Raw genomic sequence first — 17,092 nt, forward strand, 5'->3', positions numbered from 1 at the left:
GACGCCGATGGCTGGATTTGCAACTGCGGCAGGTCGATTTTGGGGTGCCGAGGACTCTCCAGCGCTCTTCGCCGTCAGGAACACCTACATAGTGATGCCCTCGCGCGCGGCGAGGGCTTGCTGGTGGCGGTAAAGAGTCGCACGGCTCCAGCCCACGAGGCGGGCCGGTCCTCCGCAGTGCGTCCCTTCGCCCGGGCATCCTGCGCGATCGCGAGCTTGTCCGCAATGACAAGCGGATCCGTCAGCGGCCGGCCAAAGCGTGTTCGGTTCTGCCCGGCAGCGGCGATGCCGGCATTTACACGCTCGACGATCAGCTCGCGCTCATATTCTGCCAACGTGGCGAGCATGTTCAGCATCAGCCGACCCGTCGAGGTTGCCGGGTCTATGCCGTCTGAGATGGATCGGACCTGGACGCCGCGTTCTCTCAGCAGGTTGACGCCGACGCGGGTTTTGCTATCGCCAGCTGCTCGCAAGGGGCCAGGCCAGATAGGCTCTGCTGCGGCGCCAGAGTGCGAAGATCACCGCCATTAGGCCTGCCAGTGGTGCAAGAACAACCACGTCGTGTACTAAAGGTACGTGGGCCGGAAGGCCGCCGATCTCCCACATGCAGAGGCTCTTAGAACTGACGGACCAGGTGCCCGTAGGGACATCTCTACTTGGTCGCTGCGCCAAGGTCGGCGAGTGCCTTCCGGAGGCGGCTACCGGCGTCGTCGGCGATTTCCTTGACGGCAGGAGCAGCGCTGAGCTGGACCATGGTCTGCGGGTCGATCGCCTCGATGGTGGTGACTCCTGCATCCTGGCCGCGGCGTACGACGACATTACAGGGCAGGAGCGCTCCAATCTCGGGTTCGACGGCAAGGGCGCGGCTGGCCAGGGCGGGGTTGCAGGCACCGAGGATCACGTAGTCACCGACCGCCTCAGCGGCTTCGGCACCCAGTTTGGCTTCGAACGTGGACCGGACGTTGATTTCGGTGAGGATCCCGAATCCCTGGGCTGCCAATGCCTCCCGGGTGCGTTCCACGGCTTCGTCCCATGGGAGATTGATGGTCGTGCTGAGCGTGTACGTCATTGTTCTCCTTTGGATGGCTCGAACAGGGGTTTGGTCAGGCGAGGGAGAGGAAGAGCTTCTCCAGGTCTTTCTTGTCCATGGTGGCGTCCTTCTGGACGATGCACTGCTCAAGGCCTGTGGCGATGATGGCGAAGCCGGCCCGGTCAAGGGCTTTGGATACGGCGGCCAGCTGGGTGACGACGTCCTTGCAGTCCCGGCCTTCCTCGAGCATCCGGGTGACAGCGGCGAGCTGGCCCTGGGCGCGCTTAAGGCGGTTGATCACGGGCGTGAGTTCGGTTGGGTTCAGTTCCATAAGGGTTCTCCATCGATGAGGTACTGCCTTCAACAATATACCCCCACCGGTGTTTTGCATACCCCCTGGGGTATCTGTAATACTCGGTGGGGTATCCACCCGCCCCCTTCCGAGAGGCCACCCATGACGCCCCCGTCCAAAGCAGCAGCCGTTACCGCACTCGCCCCTGAAGTCCTGCAGTCCTGGATCAAGGAGCATCAGGATCTTGTGGTGATTGATGTGCGTTCCGCTGCTGAGTTCGAGTCCATGCATATCCGCGGTTCCTACAACGTGCCGCTGCCGCTGCTTTCCGAGCACACCGACGAGCTCGCCGCCCGGCTGGGCTCCCGCGTGGTCCTGGTCTGCCAGTCCGGCGTCCGCGCCGAGCAGGCCCGCCAGCGTCTTGCCAAGGCCGGGATTGACACGGCGTATGTCCTGACCGGCGGGGCACCCGGCTTCGCTGCCGCCGGCGGCAGTGTGGTCAAGGGCAAGGACCGCTGGGATCTGGAACGGCAGGTCCGCCTTGTGGCCGGTTCCCTCGTAGTGCTGGGCCTGGCCGGAGGCAGGTTCGTTTCCCCGAAGGTCCGGACGCTTGCCGGGGTCATCGGCACCGGGCTAACGTTCTCGGCCGCCACCAATACCTGCGCCATGGGCAAGGCTATTTCGGCGATGCCGTGGAACAAGGCCGCCAAGGAACCGACCCGCGAAAGCGCCATCCTGGCCCTGCCCGTGCAGCCGGCTGAAGCGGGCGCTGCGGCATGATTCCGGCCCTGGGACTGGGGCTCGTCGTCGGCGTCGTTCTGGGCGTAGTAGGCGGCGGCGGGTCCATCATCGCCGTTCCGGCCCTGGTGTATGGCGTCGGGATGAGCCCCGCCCAGGCCATCCCCACCTCACTGCTGGTGGTGGGCATCTCCTCGCTGGCGGCCCTGATTCCCAGGATCCGCGAGGACCTGAACTGGCCAGTGATCGCCCTGGTGGGAGGTGCCGGCGTCCCGGCGGCTTGGGCCGGTGCTGCCGTAGGCAAGCTGCTGGATCCCAGGATTCTGATGCTGGCATTTGCGGTGATCATGGTGGCCGCGGGCATCCGGATGCTCATGAAGACCCGCGAAACCGAAGGCTCCTGCAGCACCGGCCCGCACCGGGCCTTCCGGTCCTGCGCTCCCAAGGCCGTGGGGGTGGGCCTGCTCGTCGGGTTCCTCACCGGCCTGCTCGGCGTGGGCGGCGGCTTTCTGATCACCCCGGCGCTGACCATCTTCCTGGGTCTGCGCATGAAACAGGCTGTCGGCACGTCCCTGGCGATCATCGTCGTCAACTCCGCCGCCGGCTTCAGCGCCCACGCCGCCGGCTACACCATTGACTGGACCACCACCCTGGCATTCGCGGTCCCCGCCATCGTGGGATCGGTCATTGCCGCCCGGCTGGCCCGCCGGCTCAAGGACAAGCACATCCGCATTTCGTTCGCGGTACTCATCTTCGCCGTCGCGGCGTGGGTGACCGCCGGCACCGTCACCGCCTGATCCATCCACAAAGGAGAACACCATGGGACTGATCGATTCCCTCAAAAAAGCCTTCAGTAGGCCCTACAAGACGATCTCCGTGGCCCAGGCCAAAGAACTCCTTAGTTCCGGGGCGACGCTGATCGATGTCAGGTCGACGCAGGAATGGCGGACCGGCCGGGCGCCGCAAGCCAAGCACGTTCCACTGGACCGGCTGCAGTCCAGCACGGCCGGCATCCAGAAAACCCGCCCCGTGATCGCCGTCTGCGCCTCCGGCGTGCGCTCCGCCTCAGCAGCCCGGCTGCTCGCGGCCAACGGCTACGACGCCTACTCAGTCCGCGGAGGCATGGCCGCCTGGCGCCAGACCGGCGAACCCGTCCGCTGAACAACCACTAAGCACCAAGCCAAAAACCACTTCGAAGGAGAAACCATCATGGCTGAAATCACCATCACCGAAACCGACCAACGCCGCTTCGCCGCCCGGATCCTCGACGTCCGCGAAGACTTCGAAGTCGCCGAAGGCATGATCCCCAGCGCCCTACACATCCCCATGGGCCAACTGCAGGCCCGCTTGGCCGAACTGGACCCGCGCCGGACTCCCCACCACCTAAACCCACCCCGGGGACCCACCAAATCCCGCCCGAAAGGACGACTGCAGACCATGGCAACCATCGACATCACCGAGCAAACTTTTGCCCAGACCCTGGAGGAGAGCGACATCGTCTTCGTTGACTTCTGGGCAGCCTGGTGTGGCCCCTGCCGCATGTTCGCCCTCACCTACGGCGCCGCCGCAGAACGTCACCCGGACATCACCTTCGCCAAGGTGGACACCGAAGCCGAACAAGCCCTCGCCGCCGCAGCGAACATCACGTCCATCCCCACCCTGATGGCCCTCAAGGACAAGACCCTCGTCTTCTCCCAGCCCGGAGCGCTCAACGCCACCGGCCTGGAGGAAGTCATCCAGGCCGTCAAGAACCTGGACATGGACAAACTTCGGGCCTAAGCCGGACACCAGCACGCCTGACCAGCCGGACCGATGCGGAATCACCTTGGCGGAAGTCCCCTTGTAAAATACCCCATGGGGTATCTAAACTCAGTACCAGAGACAACAATTTCCCTCCCACCTGAAGGAGAGCACCACATGCTTTTCGAGCGCATTTACGACGAAGACCTCGCCCAGGCCAGCTACGTCATCGGCTGCCAAGCCAAGGGCGAAGCAATCGTGGTGGACGGCCGCCGCGACATCGCCGTCTATCAGGAGCTTGCCGCGAAAAACGGCATGAAGATCGTGGCCGTCACCGAGACCCACATTCACGCCGACTACCTCTCCGGCACGCGCGAACTCGCCGCTGCGACCGGTGCCAAGATCTACGTCTCCGGAGAGGGCGGACCCGACTGGCAGTACCAGTTCGAGGGCGAACGGCTCTACGACGGCGACACAATCGCCCTGGGCAACATCAGCATCAAGGCCCTCCATACCCCCGGCCACACCCCCGAACACCTGTCCTTCCTGGTCACCGACGGCGCGTTCAGCGACCAGCCCGGCTACCTGCTCTCCGGAGACTTCGTCTTCTCCGGCGACCTGGGCCGGCCAGACCTGCTCGACGAGGCAGCCGGCGGCATCGACACCCGCTTCGAAGGCGCCAAGCAGCTCTTCGCCAGCCTGCGCGACAAGTTCCTCACCCTGCCCGACTACGTCCAGGTCCACCCCGCCCACGGCGCCGGCAGCGCCTGCGGCAAGGCCCTCGGCGCCATCCCGTCCTCCACGGTGGGATACGAGCGGCTCTACTCCTGGTGGGGTCCCTACCTCGCCGCCAATGACGAGCAGGGCTTCATCGATGAACTCTTAGATGGCCAGCCAGACGCCCACGCCTACTTCGGCCGCATGAAGCGCGAAAACCGTGAAGGCCCCGCCGTCATAGGCGAACGGACCCTGCTGCGCGAACTCTCGAGCGAAGCCGTCGCCGCAGGCCTGGCAGCCGACACCCTGACCTTCGTCGACACCCGACCCAGCAGCGAAGTCCACGAAAGCACCGTGACGCGGTCCCTGAACGTTCCGGCGGGCAAGTCCGTGGCGAGCTACGGCGCCTGGGTAGTCAACCCCGAGACCGACAAGAACCCCTTGGTCCTCCTGGCCCAGGACCAGGAACAGGCCCAGGACATATGGGACCACCTGGTCCGGGTCGGCATCGACAACGTCGCCGGCTACCTCACCAGCATCGAAGGGCTCCCCACTTTCACACCCAAGCTGATCCAGCCTGAAGAGCTCAAGGGCTTCGACGCGGCCATGGTCCTGGATGTCCGCAACCGCAGCGAGCACATCGCCGGCAACATCCCCGGTTCGTACCAGCTCAGCGGCGGACGAATCATGTGGCACCTCGATAAGCTCCCGGGCGAAGGGACCATCGTGACGTACTGCCAATCGGGCGTGCGGAACTCCGTCGCCGCCAGCGCCCTGCGCCGCGCCGGGTACGACGTCGTCGAACTCGACGGCAGCTACGCCGCATGGAACGCCTGGCACAACAGCGTCTCCGCAGCCTAGCCGCGCCGCACTACCCCAAAACCGCCCCTGCAGGACCCCCGTGCTGCCCGGGCCCTGGCCCGGTCGCGTTCCCCGATGCGCCCGGGCCACCCTTGTGTCCTGGAATGGAGAACACATGCAGGGCAGCAGCCACTCCCGCCTCGCTTCCAGTTCTGTCGGTCCTTTGCTGGGTCTGCGGCAGAACCTGGCCCAATTCATGCTGCTGGTTGCCGTCAACGCCCTGGTCGGCGGCACCCTCGGTCAGGAACGAACGGTCCTGCCCCTGCTCGCCTCCCAGGAATTCCACCTCGACCTCTACACCGGGGCGCTGACCTACATCCTGGCGTTCGGCCAGTCCTGGGCCTGGATCGTGGTCGCCAACGTGCTCCTAGGCATCAGCCAAGGCCTCACCTCGTCCACTGCGGTCATCATGAAGATGGACCTCGGCGGCCCAAGACAGCGCGGCCTGGCCATGGGCTTCAACGAGGCTGCCGGCTACCTGGGCGTCGCCGTGACCGGGCTGGGGACCGGCTACCTGGCCGCCACCTACGGCCTCCGCCCTGCCCCTCTCCTGCTCGGAGCCGCCTCCGACCGCTGGGTCCGCAAATGGTTCATCACAGCCGGCATGCTGGTCAACCATTACCGATCTCATTCAGCTCCCTGCTAAGGGCACGGCATTCTTTGAAGGTACTGGGACCTAAAGTCAACCTTGATGGGTTGCATTGGGTTCCTCGTAACCGCAAAAGAGAGTCTGGGGCCGACGGAAACTACGGCAACCGCGACGGCCGCAGCACGTTGGCATCCCCGGCCTTGGTGGGATCGAGCGGAACCGGACTGACCAACACTGCCGGCCCGCGATGCAGCAAGCCGCCGGCAACCACCTGGCACCGGACGCCACCCCGCCCCCGCATCGCTTTGTGCGCGCCCGGGGCGAGCATCTGGTCCATCCAGGCGCAGGGGTGGGCAGGGCGTCCTGCCTTCAGACGCACCTCATCTCTGCCCGATTCAAGAGTGAACTCATGCCCCAGCAAGGGAGCCAGCTCTACTCCCCGAAGGATGACGTTCCGCCGGGTCAGCAGTGGATCGAAGGGCCCGGCCCCCAGATCGGCCGCGATGGATTCGAGGGCTTCCATCGCAAACAGCGTCACCGCGGCGTCCATGTGTGCGGCCTTGCCGAAGAACCTATCGCCAACAATGCCTTTGCCCGTCACCAATTCAGCCTGCTCGGCGTCAGCAGTGGGAACGTCTGCCGCTCCTTCCCTGGCGCGACCAAAATAGGCGTGGGACGGTGACACCAAAAGGTGCAGTACCTCGACGTCGTACCTGTACTCAGCGGTCATCCCTTAACGCTAGCCCCAGCTGGCTGGGAGCGCACCGCCATCAGCGCCCCAGGCCCTTCATGGTGGTGAGCAAGGTGTCGTGGATGTACACGAGTTCCGGGCTGGCTTCTGCGGCCCAGGAGGCGTCTTCATTGTCAGGGCTCACGTCGCCCCAGTCAGTGGCACTGTCAACCCATTCAGGCGCTTCCCCGCTGTGCTGGTAGATCCACCACAGATTGCTCCAGGGGTCCACGACGCGCGAAAGGCGATCGCCGAAGAAGTCGGTGGGAGCAGTCACCACGGTCGCTCCAAGACCAATGGCACTTGCCAGTGTCGCGTCAAGATCATCCACATAGACCTGCAAAAGGCTGGGGGTGAACGGCCAGTCCGGTTTCCTCTCAGCCACCATCACCGTTGAGTCGCCTACTTTGAGTTCGGAATGAAGGATCAGACCGTCGTCGTCAAGGGTGTGGGCCTCGGGTATCGCTTGTGCCCTGAAGACTGTGGTGAGGAAAGAGATCATCCCAGGCGCATCCTCAGTGATGATGAAGGAGTTGACCGTGTTGTACCCCTCCGGGGCTTGGGGAATGCTCATAGTGGTGACCCTTTGACGTTGGTGAGTGGTACCTACAAGTCAGCCACGTAGTGTGCTGGTTGGCTTGAAGAAAAACGCCATCTCAATCCGCGACGTGGCGGGCAATGATCTGTGCCGGAGTTTCAGATCGGAGCAGACGCAAAGAGCGGGACATATGGGCTTGGTCCGCGTACCCCGCAGCCGCGGCGGCTGAGCTCGCGGAGTACCCGCTCTGAAGCAGAAAGAAGGCGGCGCGTGCTCGTTCCAGCTGTTCGATCTGTTTACGGCTCAGGCCGGTGACCCAACGGATATGGCGTTGCCAACTGCGCGGCGAGTATCCGCCGATGTCGCCAGCCAGGGACCGGCCGACGTCGTCGCGACTGACGATTGCGCCGTCGTCGAGCAGACGCCCAACGAAAGCCTCCAGGCCTTCGTACTCCGGGATGCTGTACTGCCGTCCGAGGAATTCGAAGAAGTCTCCGTCCACCGCAAGCTCCACGGTTTCCCCGAGGATGCTTTGCTTCGACGCGCCATCGATGACCACATGGGACCGGAATTCAACGCCCCAGTAGTTGTCGCCTTGGATGCTCTCGAGAACCCGCGGCTGCAAGGACGGGCCGATCAGCTCCGCTCGGAGCGTTGCGTCACTGTGACGCGTGAAGGCCAGGCCCCAGAACTCGTTGGCCGGGTCCGTGTAGATATCTGGTTCTTCAACGAAAGCCCGCCACACTGAGTTGATGGCGGGCGACGAGCTGGGCTTCTGCTCATACATCATCGCCAGCTTAGTGTGCCCGGCTAACTGGTTCACGCGATGGAAGACCATTGCCCTGCAATGTAAAGGGTGCTTTACTTCAGATATGAGTAAAGCATCCTTTACATCACGATGGACGCCAGTCCACCACTACGTCCTGGCGATCGTCCTCGGCGTCATCCTGACACTTGCAGTTTCCGTCGCGGTGGGAGCATCAAATCCGGATGACTTCTGGCTTGCAGCGGGCATAGGTGCCCTATGCGCCGCCTATCCGGCGATGTCGCTTGGAGCCAAGGTCTTCGTTTCGAACCACACGGCGGCCCGCGATGCCCACGGTGAACAAAGCGTGGAACTGCAGTGGATGCGCCAAGCGGGAGCGGGGGCATTCCTGGATGTCCTTGTGGTTATCGTGGTCGCTTCGCTGGTGCTGGCCATCGGCCGCTTCGACATGGATGCGCTTCCGGTACTTCTAGGTCTGGTTGCCTTGAGTGCGACTGACGCCGGCCTGCGGTACGTGGCTATTCGCCACCGTGCGCTGAAGTGAAGGTTCCGCTGACATGAAGAACAACCTCGCGGAGCGTCGCGCCGAACGGCGCTGGACACAAGCGGATCTGGCTGCGGCGCTCGGAGTTTCCCGCCAGACTGTGATCTCCATCGAGAGGGAGAAGTTTGATCCCTCTCTTCCGTTGGCGTTCCAGATTGCCAGGACCTTTGACTGCAGGATCGAGGACATCTTTATCGCTGATTGAGCCGCTGATTGAGGCGTTGTGTCCTGCGCCGCAGCGCTTTGAGCGCTGTCCGGATACTGTGGCACGGTGAACTTTGCTGAGGCCGCCGACGGTACTGAACTCGCCTGGACCTCAGAAGGCGAGGGCGAGCCAATGCTGCTGATCGCCGGACAGGCCACGTCCATGGACGGTTGGGGCCCGACGGCGGAGCTTCTGTCCCGCTATTACCGCGTCATCCGCTTTGATCACCGGGGGATAGGGCGGAGTGGGAAGGGCGACGCCGAGCGCTACACCACGAGGCTGCTCGCGGAGGATGCGGTGTCCGTTCTCGACGCAGCCGGAGTGGATTTAGCACACGTGTACGGGCATTCGATGGGTGGTCGCGTCGGGCAGTGGTTGGCAGTGGATTATCCGCAGAAGGTTCGCACGCTGATCCTCGCAGCAACCAGTGGCGGAAAGTCGCCCGACGCCGGAACTCAGCCTGAGAGGGCGGCCTTGGAAGCGCTGGTCAGTGGTGACATGTCCCGGCTTGAGCCGCTATTCTTCGAGGCTGCTTGGGTCCTGAACAATCCCGAAGCGGCTCACACGTTCTTCAACTCACATGCTTCGGCGTGGGCTAAGGCGCGCCACTTCACCGCAAGCCGCGAGCACGATGCTTGGAGTCGGCTCAGCGAAATCCAAGCCCCGACGCTGATCCTCCACGGTACTGAAGATGCGTTGACGCCCTTGCCCAACGCACTCCTTCTGCGCGAGCACATCCGTGGCTCTGTGCTGGTGCGGCTGCCCGGAGCGGGTCATGGCTTGCATCTGGACCACCCTGAGACGGTTGAGTGGATCCGGCAATTCATCCACCGGAAGAGTAGCTCATAATCCAAAGACTCTTGAATCGGTGTGCTACTTGGACGGTCCAGCCTTGCGCTCTGAAGCAGCGATCAGCTTCTCGGTCTGTTCGAGAATCTTGGCCCGAACGGGGGACGAGACAGTGACTGTCTTATTGCGGGATACTAGGCGCACCTCGTACCGTCCTCCGCTTGATGGGCGGTGGGATGTATCGATTGCTGTTTTCTTAGCCATGTTCATCTCCTTGTTCAAAGTTTGGCTGACGTCTTGCGTGTCGTCTACTCCGCTCTCACCTTCCTCGTCATCAAGCTCTTCTTCGAGTTCTTCATCTTGGATTGCTATGGAGACGATCTTCATGAGGTCGGCGTCCTCGGTTGTGGCAAGGTCACTGTCAACCATGTGTACTAGAACACTTACTCCAGTAAGTCTGCGTTGGGGATCTTCCTGATCCAGTGCTGCATCGATTGCCCATTGCGCCCGTTTCCACCATTGGTCCCGCTTGTCGGCCTTGGTTTTCTGGCGGTAAGCGAAGTAAGCCACCAAGGCCACTCCGAACGTCGCCAGGGGCGCCAATGATGCTGCTCCATTGGCCACATCAAAGAGCACCGTTAATGCTTCCACTGGCTAACTCCTGCCTTATTTAACGGAACGTTCAAAACCTCCAGCGCGGCCAGCAGGTATGGGGTCGGGTCTGGCTCCGAGCCCGCGGCCCACTGCAGCCATGCCTCAAAAGTCACCGCAAGATATGCGGCGCTCACAAACCGCGCCGCGGAGTCGGTGAGGCCGCTCTCGACGAGAAAGGCCAAAGCTTTTTCACGCTGCGGCGCCAAGGACTCGTAACTCCGGCTGGTTAGTTCGGGGTGCTCGGCGATCAGTCGAAGGCGACCGCGTGTGACCGCCAAGTCCGGAATGACGGCGACCCCGGCAATGGTTGCCTCGCGCAGCCCGGCCAGCACGCCGCCGTCGGACTTTCCGGGACTGTGGAAGGAGTCAAAGGCCCGCGTCGAGGCCTCAATTACGGGTTCGGTGCCACCCCACACGAGATCGGCCTTGCTGGTGAAGTAGCGGTACAGGCTCTTGCGCCCAATTCCGGCAGCTTTGGCGATGTCCTCCATGGAGGTGTTCTCGTAGCCATGTTCAGCGAAGAGGTCCAAGGCCAGTCCGGCCACGGCGTCGGGGTCGATGGTGGCGGGCCGACCGCTGGGGCGCGGGGGTTTGGCGTCGTCCGAAGTCATTCCTCCAGTATTCACTCTTACATAATGACACAGAGTGTCATAAGCTGGTGGGATCAGCCAGCAATCATCGGAAGGACATCATGGGCAACGACGCTTCATGGCAGGAGGCCGTTACCTCCGGCCGTTTCGCCGGCAAGACCATCATCGTCACGGGCGCAGCCTCAGGAATCGGTCACGCGACCGCATTGCGGATTGCTAAAGAGGGCGGCAGGGTCATTGCTGCAGATATCAGCAAGGAGCGTCTGGACGCTCTTGTAGAGGAGAACGCCGGCCTTGACATGGTTCCGGTGGCTGGCGACATCTCCACTGAAGAAACCGTTTCGGCCGTTGTGGCTGCGGCGGGCGGCCGAGTAGATGCCCTGGCCAACGTTGCCGGCATCATGGACAACTTTGCTCCTATTCACGAGGTTGATGACGAGCTCTGGGAGCGTGTTTTCCGCATCAACGTCACGGCCCTTATGCGCCTGACCCGCGCTGTGGTGCCGCTCATGTTGGAGGCCGGGTCCGGCTCAGTAGTCAACGTCGCTTCGGAGGCCGGCCTGCGTGGTTCTGCTGCCGGTGCTGCTTACACGGCGTCCAAGCATGCGGTGGTGGGCCTGACCAAGAATTCCGCAGTTCTGTACGGTCCCAAGGGCTTGCGGTTCAATGCTGTGGCTCCCGGTCCCACCACCACCAACATTGTGGCTAACTGGGGCTCGCAGCTCGCTGCCGAACGCCTCGGCCCCCTGATGCAGGCAACAGTTCCCACGCCCGCCACCGCAGCTCAATTGGCCGCTTCCATCACCTTCCTGCTCAGTGACGACGGCACCAACGTTAACGGCGCCATTCTGGCGTCCGACGGCGGCTGGTCGGCTCTATAGGGAGCTCTCACCAAGGCGCCGGACCAGTGCGTCCACAATGGGCAATTGCCCTTTGACGAGCTTGGTCCGGGCCACTGTTTCCTCAAACCACTTGGCGTCGTCGATCTCCGGGAAATCCTTGATGGCACCCGAGCCTTTTGGCCACTCCATGGGAAAGGTGTTGCTGATAATCTCCTGAGGCTGAAAGTCGCTGGCTTCTGCGGTGAACGCGGTGATCAGCTTTCCGGAGGGCTGCTTGAAAACGCCCAACAGTTCGTAATCCGTCGCCGGAGGTGGTGTGCCTATTTCTTCGGTGAATTCCCGCTGTGCGGCCACTAAAGCGTCTTCATCCTCCGGGAATTCTCCCTTGGGAATGGACCAGGCGTGGTCATCTTTGCGGGCCCAGAAGGGACCGCCCATGTGAGCTATCCATAGCTCCAGTTTCCCGGCCGTGTTTCGTCGGTAAAGGAGGATGCCCGCGCTGCGAATACTGATGTGCCCTCCCGGGTTTTGTGCGATGCACGAAGGATTTCCAAGACACGCTAAGGCTACCCGTGGGGTTGGTCGCATTATCACCTTGGTGGGGTGTGGATAGTTTCTTTTTCATTTCTCTTCCGGCTGGGCGCTGGCTACTTGATAATCGAGGACAGGCGTTCCTCGGGGGTGGAACGTCGTTGCGGTCACCGGCATCAGCCGGTGACGGGTCTGGGCGCATCAGCAGGAGGATATAGCTATGGCATTGTCAGTGAGGCTCCTTCCACATGGGGGAAGAAAAGCAATGGGTTTGGCCGTCGTTGTGGCGGTCGGATTATCGATGTTCACGGGACTAGGCCCATCACATGCGGCGGACACCACGCCCATGGCTGAGGATCCAGGCCCGGTGGGAAGTTTTGCTTGGAAAGGGTTCAACTGGCAGAAGCGTTTTTGGGGCGGGGCGCCCATGTATAACGCGAGTTGGGATGCCAATAATGTGAGCAATCCGGACGCTAACGGGTACGTCAAGCTCTCCATCAGCAACCCCACGGGCTCGGCTCCGATGGGAGCTGAATTCCAGTCCACGCGTGAGGGTTTCGGATATGGCACCTATAGCACCACCGTGGAAAAGGATGTCAGCTCCCTTCAGAAGGAGGTGGTGTGGGGCTGCCTGTTCACGTACGACCCCAATGCGGAGCCCGGGTACACGGAAATTGACCTTTGTGAGGCCTCAGCTTGGGGCGGGGGCGCAGCGTATGGTGAGAATTGGCCGGTGACCCAAGGGCACGGATATTGGTTTGATGCCACCTTGCCTCCAGGGCAGGGAAACAATACTGTCACCTTTGATGTCACCAACGCTCCCATCCTGACCCACAGGATGGTGTGGGAACCGGGCAAACTGACTTATGAGACGTTCGCGGGTGAGGGCTACAACGGAACTCTTTTGAAGCGGACTGTTCTGGAAGGCTCCACTGTCCCGCTTCCAGCCAAGGAACAAATTCACTTCAACCTGTGGGTGACCGGTGGGGGCGGCGGGGATGCGGCGCACGTAGCTCCCGAAACTGTGACCATTCGGGACTTCTCCTTCACACCTGCCAGTCAGGCTCAGCTCACGGCACCAACACCCACCATCTCAGGCATGGCCGCTGTTGGCTCAACACTGACTGCATCACCGGGGACCTGGACCGTGGGAACAACCTTGAGCTACCAGTGGTTCCGGAACGGTGCAGCGATTGCCGGCGCAACCGCTGCCACCCGGGTCCTTGCCGCCGCGGACCAAGGCAACACCCTGACGGTGCGTGTGACGGGAAGCAAAGCCGGCTATGCCACAGCTACGAGGGAATCCGCTCCCACAGCAGCAGTGGTGGCAGGGACTTTGGTAGCCCCAACCCCCACCATCACCGGAACGCTCGCAGTGGGTTCAACGCTGACGGCCAACCCTGGAACGTGGACGTCCGGGACTACCTTGACGTACCAGTGGTACCGCTCCGGTGCTGCAATTGCTGGTGCAACCGCCAAGAACTACAAGCTGGTGAGTGCAGACCAAGCTGACTCCATCCGCGTGAGGGTTACTGGTACCAAGGCCGGCTACACCACGGTGGCCAAGTACTCGGCTGTCACGGCTCTGGTTCCTTAGACCGGCAGTCCGGATGCACCAAACCCGCAGTTGTGTCGCGCTGGAGGTAGCGACACAACTGCGGGCGGGTGGTTGGACTGGTTCTGCTTGCTTAGTTCTTCTGGGCCCGGACCGGGACAATCCTCTTGATAGCGAGTCCGAGGGCCAGCATGGCAAAAGCTGCCAGCGCGAACCAGAAGAGGTCCCCGGCTCCGGTCATCGCGAGCGTTCCGGAGCCCATTCCGGCGGCTGCCGCCCCGGTCACTGGGGCTACTGGGTTGTTGTACATGAGTCGTTTACCAAACTTTCTTTCTGTTGAACGCTGCATCCAGGTACGCCTTGGCGTGAACAGCCTGGAGGAAGATGTCGATGACGGTTTCGTACATGGTTGCGGCCAGGAGCATGTACCTCCAGCCCCGGAAACGCACAGTAACTATGCGTTCCAGGATGAAAATGCCGGTGACGGTAATCCAGAAGGGCTGAAGGATCAGGCCCGTGCCGGACAATAACGCGAACACGAGGGAACCGAAGTAGGCCAGGGTCACTATGACGCCGATCATGGAGAGGAATTGGCGTCCCCAATAAGGCCTGGTTACTTTTGTCCATCCGTATTGCACGCAGTTCTCCACCGCGCCGCGCTTCCACCGGAGGCGCTGTGACCACAGCTCACGCCACGTGGGCATGACCTCTGTGACCAGTGTGCAGTTAGATGGTGACGCGATGCGGTAGCCCAGGGTCAACAGGGCAAAGGAGAGTTCGTTGTCTTCGGTCAGGACCGAGGTGTCATAGACGCCGCCCCTACCGTTGCCGGGAGGGAGCGTGCCCTCCAACCGGGCGGCCACGACGTCGCGCAGTGTTTTGACGCGGAAGAGCGCCGCTGTGCCGGTCACTACCAGGCACTTACCATGGAGCCGCTTCACGTCCCGCGCGTAGCGGGCGTATTCGTTGCGCTGCAGATGGCCTACAAAGCCGCCGCCAGGGCCGCCGCTGAACACTCCGCCCACCGCGCCGAGCAGTTCGTCGGCCAGCAGGTTCTTGGTGGCGTTCTCAATGAAGTTGAGGGCGAGCTGTGAGTCGGCGTCTTGCACCAGGACAAGGTCCTCGGGGTCGGCATCCGGAAGAAGCTGGCTGAGGGCGAAGTTCAGTGCTCCGGCCTTCTTGTCCTTGTTGCCAACGGTCCGGATCACCTCGGCGCCTTGGGCCAGGGCGAGTTCTTCAGTGTCATCGGTGCAGTTATCTGCCACCACAATGATGCGGTCCGGGCGGTGTGTCTGGTTGTTCAAGGAGTGCAGCGTCTCGGTGATGCCGGCGGACTCGTTGTGTGCCGGCACCAGGACAGTGACTACCCCTCCTGCCGCACGGTGGGACCGGCGCCGCTTGGAAGCCGTGGCCGGTGCGTTTGCCGGGGCCGGTGCAGCTGTGGCGGCCATTGTTTCCGTAAGCATGGTGATCCCTCCGTTCGTGCGTTGAAGCGTTGACTCACTTAGAGTTCCAACGCGAACGCAAGATCAGGGGAGGGAAACCATCAAGGAAGTCTCAAGGTTTGATCAGGACTTTCTGGATGGCGTCACGTTTCGGGGTGGCGGTCCACTTGTACCGCTTTTGGACGCGCCCCTGGTGGGCGTTAAAGCAAGAGGACGACGCCGGTAGGTACCGGCGTCGTCCTCTTGTGTTGTGCTTGAGATGCTTAGCGGTTCAGGCTGACCGTGAAGGTCTTGGGGCCGCTAAGGGTTACCGCGATCCCGCAGTTTTCGGCGGCAGCGCGGTGTGAGAGGGATTCAATGGCGGCATCGATGGTGTGGTCGATGGCCGACTTGTCCCAGATTTTCAGCGTGATGGAGTCAGTATGTGTCGTCATTGTCAGTACTTTCACTCAGGCCGTTAACAGCCCCAAGCTTCTTCGCAGGGGCCGCATCCTCGTCGGTGAGGATTGCTGATTCAGCTTGTAAGGGAACTAATTCCCTCCTTCATGGTTCATGCTGCTCACCACGGTTGACAAGCGAATTCGGCCAAGTGTGACCGATTACACGTTGCTCATTACTCCGTGTAACCCGCGCTCCGCAGACGAAGCTCGGTGGTCCCCCAACAGGAAGTTGTGGGCTATGCGTCGGATATCGGCGTCAGGGTTGTACTTCCACTGGTAACTCCACCAGATACTCAGCCAAGAGACCTGAGGCGATCACCATACGGTACGTCGTTTGCCGTTTGATGGTCCTGTCGGCTTCCTCGGCTATCGAGTCGTCCACCACAAGTTGCCCGCACGAGGTCTCTAGCTTGTAAGAGGTGCGGCTGCGGTTCTCATGGGAAATGACCACATTCTCGGTGGTGCAGACCTTTTCAGCTCTGGGCCGCAGAAGCTTCTCCACCGCGGGGGCTCCGAAGGACAAAGCAATAAGTGCAGCGATGCAGATGAGGTAAGTCCGGACCGAGATCTGATGTGGCTTGCTGGTGTTTGCCTTTTCCGATGCTTCTTCGTTCATCGCCTGCTACTTAAGGGGTCGCTTATTGACGGTCAAAATTGGACTTGGTTTCTCGCATCATAAACGCGACGCCGCCGACACTACCAAGCATGAATAGTGCCACGTCAACTCAACCAGTCTCTCGGAGAAAAGTGCGTATACATCTTGCAGTAAAGTCAAGCGGTCTTGCGATTGCGGGGCTATTGGCCCTGACCGCCTGTGGCGGGGCACCAGCCAGCCCGACGACGGGTGGTTCGGAACCGTCGTCGTCCTCCTCCGTGGCTGCTTCGCCGTCAGCCTCGGCGTCCCCGTCGGCTGCCTCATCCGAAGGCGCTGGTACTTCGTCGGGCTCGTACAAGACCGCAGCGTGGGCTTTGCCGATTTCCGAAGCCGGGGACAAGCTGGGCACCATCAAGGGCGAGAGCTTCAGCGTGGATGTCTACCAGGTGGCCACCGATGTGGCGTCCAAGGACAGCATGTTCGTGGACAAGGACACCAAGGAAAACCTGCTCAAGAAGGGTGACCCCGTGGTGTACATGAACTACGTGGTGACCAACACTTCATCCGCTGAGATCCCCTTGAGCCACTCGCTGATCACGCCCAACGCGAAGTACACGGACTGGAAGTACCTCGGCGGTATGCCCTCGGACTCCAGCAGCGATGGCTACAAGAAGCACGGCCTGACCGACTCCGGCGTGAAGCTGAAAGAGAAGGACCCGTTCGTGCTGAAGCCGGGTGAGTCCTTCAACATTGCGGAGAACTTCGCTTACACCGCTGGCAAGGAAACTGAAATCAAGGTGACCATGACGCCTCAGGGTGCTGACGGCGACCTCGATCACGACAAGAAGGAAACGGCCGAAAGCACTGTCACGCTGAAATAGCCCCTTAGTTGTGTACTAGG

At 61.9% G+C, this 17,092-nt stretch carries 23 protein-coding genes and 2 pseudogenes; 12 read left to right on the plus strand and 13 right to left on the minus strand.

Annotation, left to right across the window (positions count from 1 at the left end):
- Positions 1–84: 84 nt before the first annotated feature.
- The 3 genes and pseudogenes from AR689_RS15450 to AR689_RS15460 form a co-directional block, all read right to left on the minus strand.
- Positions 85–437 (minus strand): annotated as a pseudogene (locus AR689_RS15450) (recombinase family protein); the annotation flags it as partial.
- Positions 438–652: 215 nt separating this feature from the next.
- Positions 653–1,069, minus strand: coding sequence for a DUF302 domain-containing protein (locus tag AR689_RS15455; protein WP_062071533.1), 417 nt, complete (start codon positions 1,067–1,069; stop codon positions 653–655).
- Positions 1,070–1,103: 34 nt separating this feature from the next.
- The gene (locus tag AR689_RS15460; RefSeq protein WP_062071535.1) at positions 1,104–1,361 is read right to left on the minus strand and encodes a metal-sensitive transcriptional regulator; all 258 of its coding nucleotides are present in this window, start codon (positions 1,359–1,361) and stop codon (positions 1,104–1,106) included.
- 123 nt (positions 1,362–1,484) lie between these two features.
- Between AR689_RS15460 and AR689_RS15465 the strand changes: the two genes are divergently transcribed.
- From AR689_RS15465 to AR689_RS15490, 6 genes and pseudogenes are all read left to right on the plus strand, one after another.
- Positions 1,485–2,102 carry a rhodanese-like domain-containing protein gene (locus tag AR689_RS15465; protein ID WP_062071538.1) on the plus strand — a complete coding sequence of 206 codons (618 nt, stop codon included), beginning with the start codon at positions 1,485–1,487 and terminating at the stop codon, positions 2,100–2,102.
- Positions 2,099–2,857: a sulfite exporter TauE/SafE family protein gene (locus AR689_RS15470; RefSeq protein ID WP_062071540.1), complete on the plus strand. Its 759-nt coding sequence runs from the start codon at positions 2,099–2,101 to the stop codon at positions 2,855–2,857. The genes AR689_RS15465 and AR689_RS15470 overlap by 4 nt, the downstream gene beginning before the upstream one ends.
- 22 nt (positions 2,858–2,879) lie before the next feature.
- Positions 2,880–3,221 (plus strand): rhodanese-like domain-containing protein, encoded by a 342-nt coding sequence (locus AR689_RS15475; protein WP_062071541.1) that lies wholly within the window; start codon positions 2,880–2,882, stop codon positions 3,219–3,221.
- Between the two features lie 276 nt (positions 3,222–3,497).
- Positions 3,498–3,839, plus strand: coding sequence for a thioredoxin family protein (locus AR689_RS15480; protein WP_062073829.1), 342 nt, complete (start codon positions 3,498–3,500; stop codon positions 3,837–3,839).
- Between the two features lie 138 nt (positions 3,840–3,977).
- A complete protein-coding gene (locus tag AR689_RS15485; protein WP_062071543.1) occupies positions 3,978–5,378 on the plus strand; it encodes an MBL fold metallo-hydrolase in 1,401 nt (466 codons plus the stop codon).
- Between the two features lie 115 nt (positions 5,379–5,493).
- Positions 5,494–5,943, plus strand: a pseudogene (locus AR689_RS15490) (MFS transporter); the annotation flags it as partial.
- A gap of 181 nt (positions 5,944–6,124) precedes the next feature.
- Here the strand turns inward: AR689_RS15490 and AR689_RS15495 are convergent.
- From AR689_RS15495 to AR689_RS15505, 3 genes are all read right to left on the minus strand, one after another.
- Complete coding sequence (locus AR689_RS15495; protein ID WP_062071545.1) at positions 6,125–6,697, minus strand: MOSC domain-containing protein; 573 nt, start codon at positions 6,695–6,697, stop codon at positions 6,125–6,127.
- Between the two features lie 40 nt (positions 6,698–6,737).
- Positions 6,738–7,271, minus strand: a complete 534-nt coding sequence (locus AR689_RS15500; RefSeq protein WP_062071547.1) for a VOC family protein — start codon at positions 7,269–7,271, stop codon at positions 6,738–6,740.
- Positions 7,272–7,353: 82 nt separating this feature from the next.
- Positions 7,354–8,025: a helix-turn-helix domain-containing protein gene (locus AR689_RS15505; protein ID WP_197412903.1), complete on the minus strand. Its 672-nt coding sequence runs from the start codon at positions 8,023–8,025 to the stop codon at positions 7,354–7,356.
- Positions 8,026–8,107: 82 nt separating this feature from the next.
- Here AR689_RS15505 and AR689_RS15510 point away from each other — a divergent pair, with 82 nt between their 5' ends.
- The 3 genes from AR689_RS15510 to AR689_RS15520 all read left to right on the plus strand — a co-directional run bounded on the left by AR689_RS15510 (position 8,108) and on the right by AR689_RS15520 (position 9,599).
- Complete coding sequence (locus AR689_RS15510; RefSeq protein ID WP_062071550.1) at positions 8,108–8,545, plus strand: hypothetical protein; 438 nt, start codon at positions 8,108–8,110, stop codon at positions 8,543–8,545.
- 13 nt (positions 8,546–8,558) lie between these two features.
- Positions 8,559–8,750: a helix-turn-helix transcriptional regulator gene (locus tag AR689_RS15515; RefSeq protein ID WP_062071552.1), complete on the plus strand. Its 192-nt coding sequence runs from the start codon at positions 8,559–8,561 to the stop codon at positions 8,748–8,750.
- Between the two features lie 66 nt (positions 8,751–8,816).
- On the plus strand, positions 8,817–9,599 hold the full coding sequence (locus AR689_RS15520) for an alpha/beta fold hydrolase (RefSeq protein ID WP_062071554.1): 783 nt from the start codon (positions 8,817–8,819) through the stop codon (positions 9,597–9,599).
- A 24-nt stretch (positions 9,600–9,623) separates the two neighbouring features.
- Here AR689_RS15520 and AR689_RS15525 read toward each other — a convergent pair whose 3' ends face one another.
- Together AR689_RS15525 and AR689_RS15530 are read right to left on the minus strand one after the other, a co-directional pair.
- Complete coding sequence (locus AR689_RS15525) at positions 9,624–10,190, minus strand: hypothetical protein (protein WP_156424615.1); 567 nt, start codon at positions 10,188–10,190, stop codon at positions 9,624–9,626.
- Positions 10,178–10,804 carry a TetR family transcriptional regulator gene (locus AR689_RS15530; RefSeq protein WP_062071557.1) on the minus strand — a complete coding sequence of 209 codons (627 nt, stop codon included), beginning with the start codon at positions 10,802–10,804 and terminating at the stop codon, positions 10,178–10,180. The genes AR689_RS15525 and AR689_RS15530 overlap by 13 nt, the downstream gene beginning before the upstream one ends.
- A gap of 80 nt (positions 10,805–10,884) precedes the next feature.
- Here AR689_RS15530 and AR689_RS15535 point away from each other — a divergent pair, with 80 nt between their 5' ends.
- The gene (locus AR689_RS15535; RefSeq protein WP_062071559.1) at positions 10,885–11,664 is read left to right on the plus strand and encodes an SDR family NAD(P)-dependent oxidoreductase; all 780 of its coding nucleotides are present in this window, start codon (positions 10,885–10,887) and stop codon (positions 11,662–11,664) included.
- On the opposite strand, the gene AR689_RS15540 is transcribed toward AR689_RS15535, so the two are convergent.
- On the minus strand, positions 11,659–12,138 hold the full coding sequence (locus AR689_RS15540; RefSeq protein ID WP_062073830.1) for an NUDIX hydrolase: 480 nt from the start codon (positions 12,136–12,138) through the stop codon (positions 11,659–11,661). The two genes, AR689_RS15535 and AR689_RS15540, sit on opposite strands and share 6 nt — an antisense overlap.
- A gap of 475 nt (positions 12,139–12,613) precedes the next feature.
- Here AR689_RS15540 and AR689_RS15545 point away from each other — a divergent pair, with 475 nt between their 5' ends.
- The gene (locus tag AR689_RS15545) at positions 12,614–13,753 is read left to right on the plus strand and encodes a hypothetical protein (protein WP_231745547.1); all 1,140 of its coding nucleotides are present in this window, start codon (positions 12,614–12,616) and stop codon (positions 13,751–13,753) included.
- 91 nt (positions 13,754–13,844) lie between these two features.
- On the opposite strand, the gene AR689_RS23390 is transcribed toward AR689_RS15545, so the two are convergent.
- The 4 genes from AR689_RS23390 to AR689_RS15560 form a co-directional block, all read right to left on the minus strand.
- The gene (locus tag AR689_RS23390) at positions 13,845–14,021 is read right to left on the minus strand and encodes a hypothetical protein (protein WP_185751186.1); all 177 of its coding nucleotides are present in this window, start codon (positions 14,019–14,021) and stop codon (positions 13,845–13,847) included.
- Between the two features lie 7 nt (positions 14,022–14,028).
- Positions 14,029–15,177: a glycosyltransferase family 2 protein gene (locus AR689_RS15550; protein ID WP_231745548.1), complete on the minus strand. Its 1,149-nt coding sequence runs from the start codon at positions 15,175–15,177 to the stop codon at positions 14,029–14,031.
- 242 nt (positions 15,178–15,419) lie between these two features.
- The gene (locus AR689_RS15555; RefSeq protein ID WP_178994140.1) at positions 15,420–15,590 is read right to left on the minus strand and encodes a hypothetical protein; all 171 of its coding nucleotides are present in this window, start codon (positions 15,588–15,590) and stop codon (positions 15,420–15,422) included.
- A 262-nt stretch (positions 15,591–15,852) separates the two neighbouring features.
- Positions 15,853–16,212: a hypothetical protein gene (locus AR689_RS15560; RefSeq protein ID WP_062071560.1), complete on the minus strand. Its 360-nt coding sequence runs from the start codon at positions 16,210–16,212 to the stop codon at positions 15,853–15,855.
- Between the two features lie 131 nt (positions 16,213–16,343).
- Here AR689_RS15560 and AR689_RS15565 point away from each other — a divergent pair, with 131 nt between their 5' ends.
- On the plus strand, positions 16,344–17,072 hold the full coding sequence (locus AR689_RS15565) for a hypothetical protein (RefSeq protein WP_062071562.1): 729 nt from the start codon (positions 16,344–16,346) through the stop codon (positions 17,070–17,072).
- The last annotated feature ends 20 nt before the right edge of the window (positions 17,073–17,092 follow it).

The sequence above is a fragment of the Arthrobacter sp. EpRS71 genome (assembly GCF_001512285.1).
Lineage (GTDB): Bacteria > Actinomycetota > Actinomycetes > Actinomycetales > Micrococcaceae > Arthrobacter.

Bases quoted from the DNA above. Each gene is read 5' to 3' on its own strand.
- AR689_RS15465 (WP_062071538.1), top strand. From the start codon at position 1,485: ATGACGCCCCCGTCCAAAGCAGCAGCCGTTACCGCACTCGCCCCTGAA.
- AR689_RS15500 (WP_062071547.1), bottom strand. From the start codon at position 7,271: ATGAGCATTCCCCAAGCCCCGGAGGGGTACAACACGGTCAACTCCTTC.
- AR689_RS15480 (WP_062073829.1), top strand. From the start codon at position 3,498: ATGGCAACCATCGACATCACCGAGCAAACTTTTGCCCAGACCCTGGAG.
- AR689_RS23390 (WP_185751186.1), bottom strand. From the start codon at position 14,021: ATGTACAACAACCCAGTAGCCCCAGTGACCGGGGCGGCAGCCGCCGGA.
- AR689_RS15485 (WP_062071543.1), top strand. From the start codon at position 3,978: ATGCTTTTCGAGCGCATTTACGACGAAGACCTCGCCCAGGCCAGCTAC.
- AR689_RS15530 (WP_062071557.1), bottom strand. From the start codon at position 10,804: ATGACTTCGGACGACGCCAAACCCCCGCGCCCCAGCGGTCGGCCCGCC.
- AR689_RS15455 (WP_062071533.1), bottom strand. From the start codon at position 1,069: ATGACGTACACGCTCAGCACGACCATCAATCTCCCATGGGACGAAGCC.
- AR689_RS15560 (WP_062071560.1), bottom strand. From the start codon at position 16,212: ATGAACGAAGAAGCATCGGAAAAGGCAAACACCAGCAAGCCACATCAG.
- AR689_RS15470 (WP_062071540.1), top strand. From the start codon at position 2,099: ATGATTCCGGCCCTGGGACTGGGGCTCGTCGTCGGCGTCGTTCTGGGC.
- AR689_RS15515 (WP_062071552.1), top strand. From the start codon at position 8,559: ATGAAGAACAACCTCGCGGAGCGTCGCGCCGAACGGCGCTGGACACAA.
- AR689_RS15495 (WP_062071545.1), bottom strand. From the start codon at position 6,697: ATGACCGCTGAGTACAGGTACGACGTCGAGGTACTGCACCTTTTGGTG.
- AR689_RS15555 (WP_178994140.1), bottom strand. From the start codon at position 15,590: ATGACGACACATACTGACTCCATCACGCTGAAAATCTGGGACAAGTCG.
- AR689_RS15505 (WP_197412903.1), bottom strand. From the start codon at position 8,025: ATGATGTATGAGCAGAAGCCCAGCTCGTCGCCCGCCATCAACTCAGTG.
- AR689_RS15475 (WP_062071541.1), top strand. From the start codon at position 2,880: ATGGGACTGATCGATTCCCTCAAAAAAGCCTTCAGTAGGCCCTACAAG.
- AR689_RS15510 (WP_062071550.1), top strand. From the start codon at position 8,108: ATGAGTAAAGCATCCTTTACATCACGATGGACGCCAGTCCACCACTAC.
- AR689_RS15460 (WP_062071535.1), bottom strand. From the start codon at position 1,361: ATGGAACTGAACCCAACCGAACTCACGCCCGTGATCAACCGCCTTAAG.
- AR689_RS15550 (WP_231745548.1), bottom strand. From the start codon at position 15,177: ATGCTTACGGAAACAATGGCCGCCACAGCTGCACCGGCCCCGGCAAAC.
- AR689_RS15535 (WP_062071559.1), top strand. From the start codon at position 10,885: ATGGGCAACGACGCTTCATGGCAGGAGGCCGTTACCTCCGGCCGTTTC.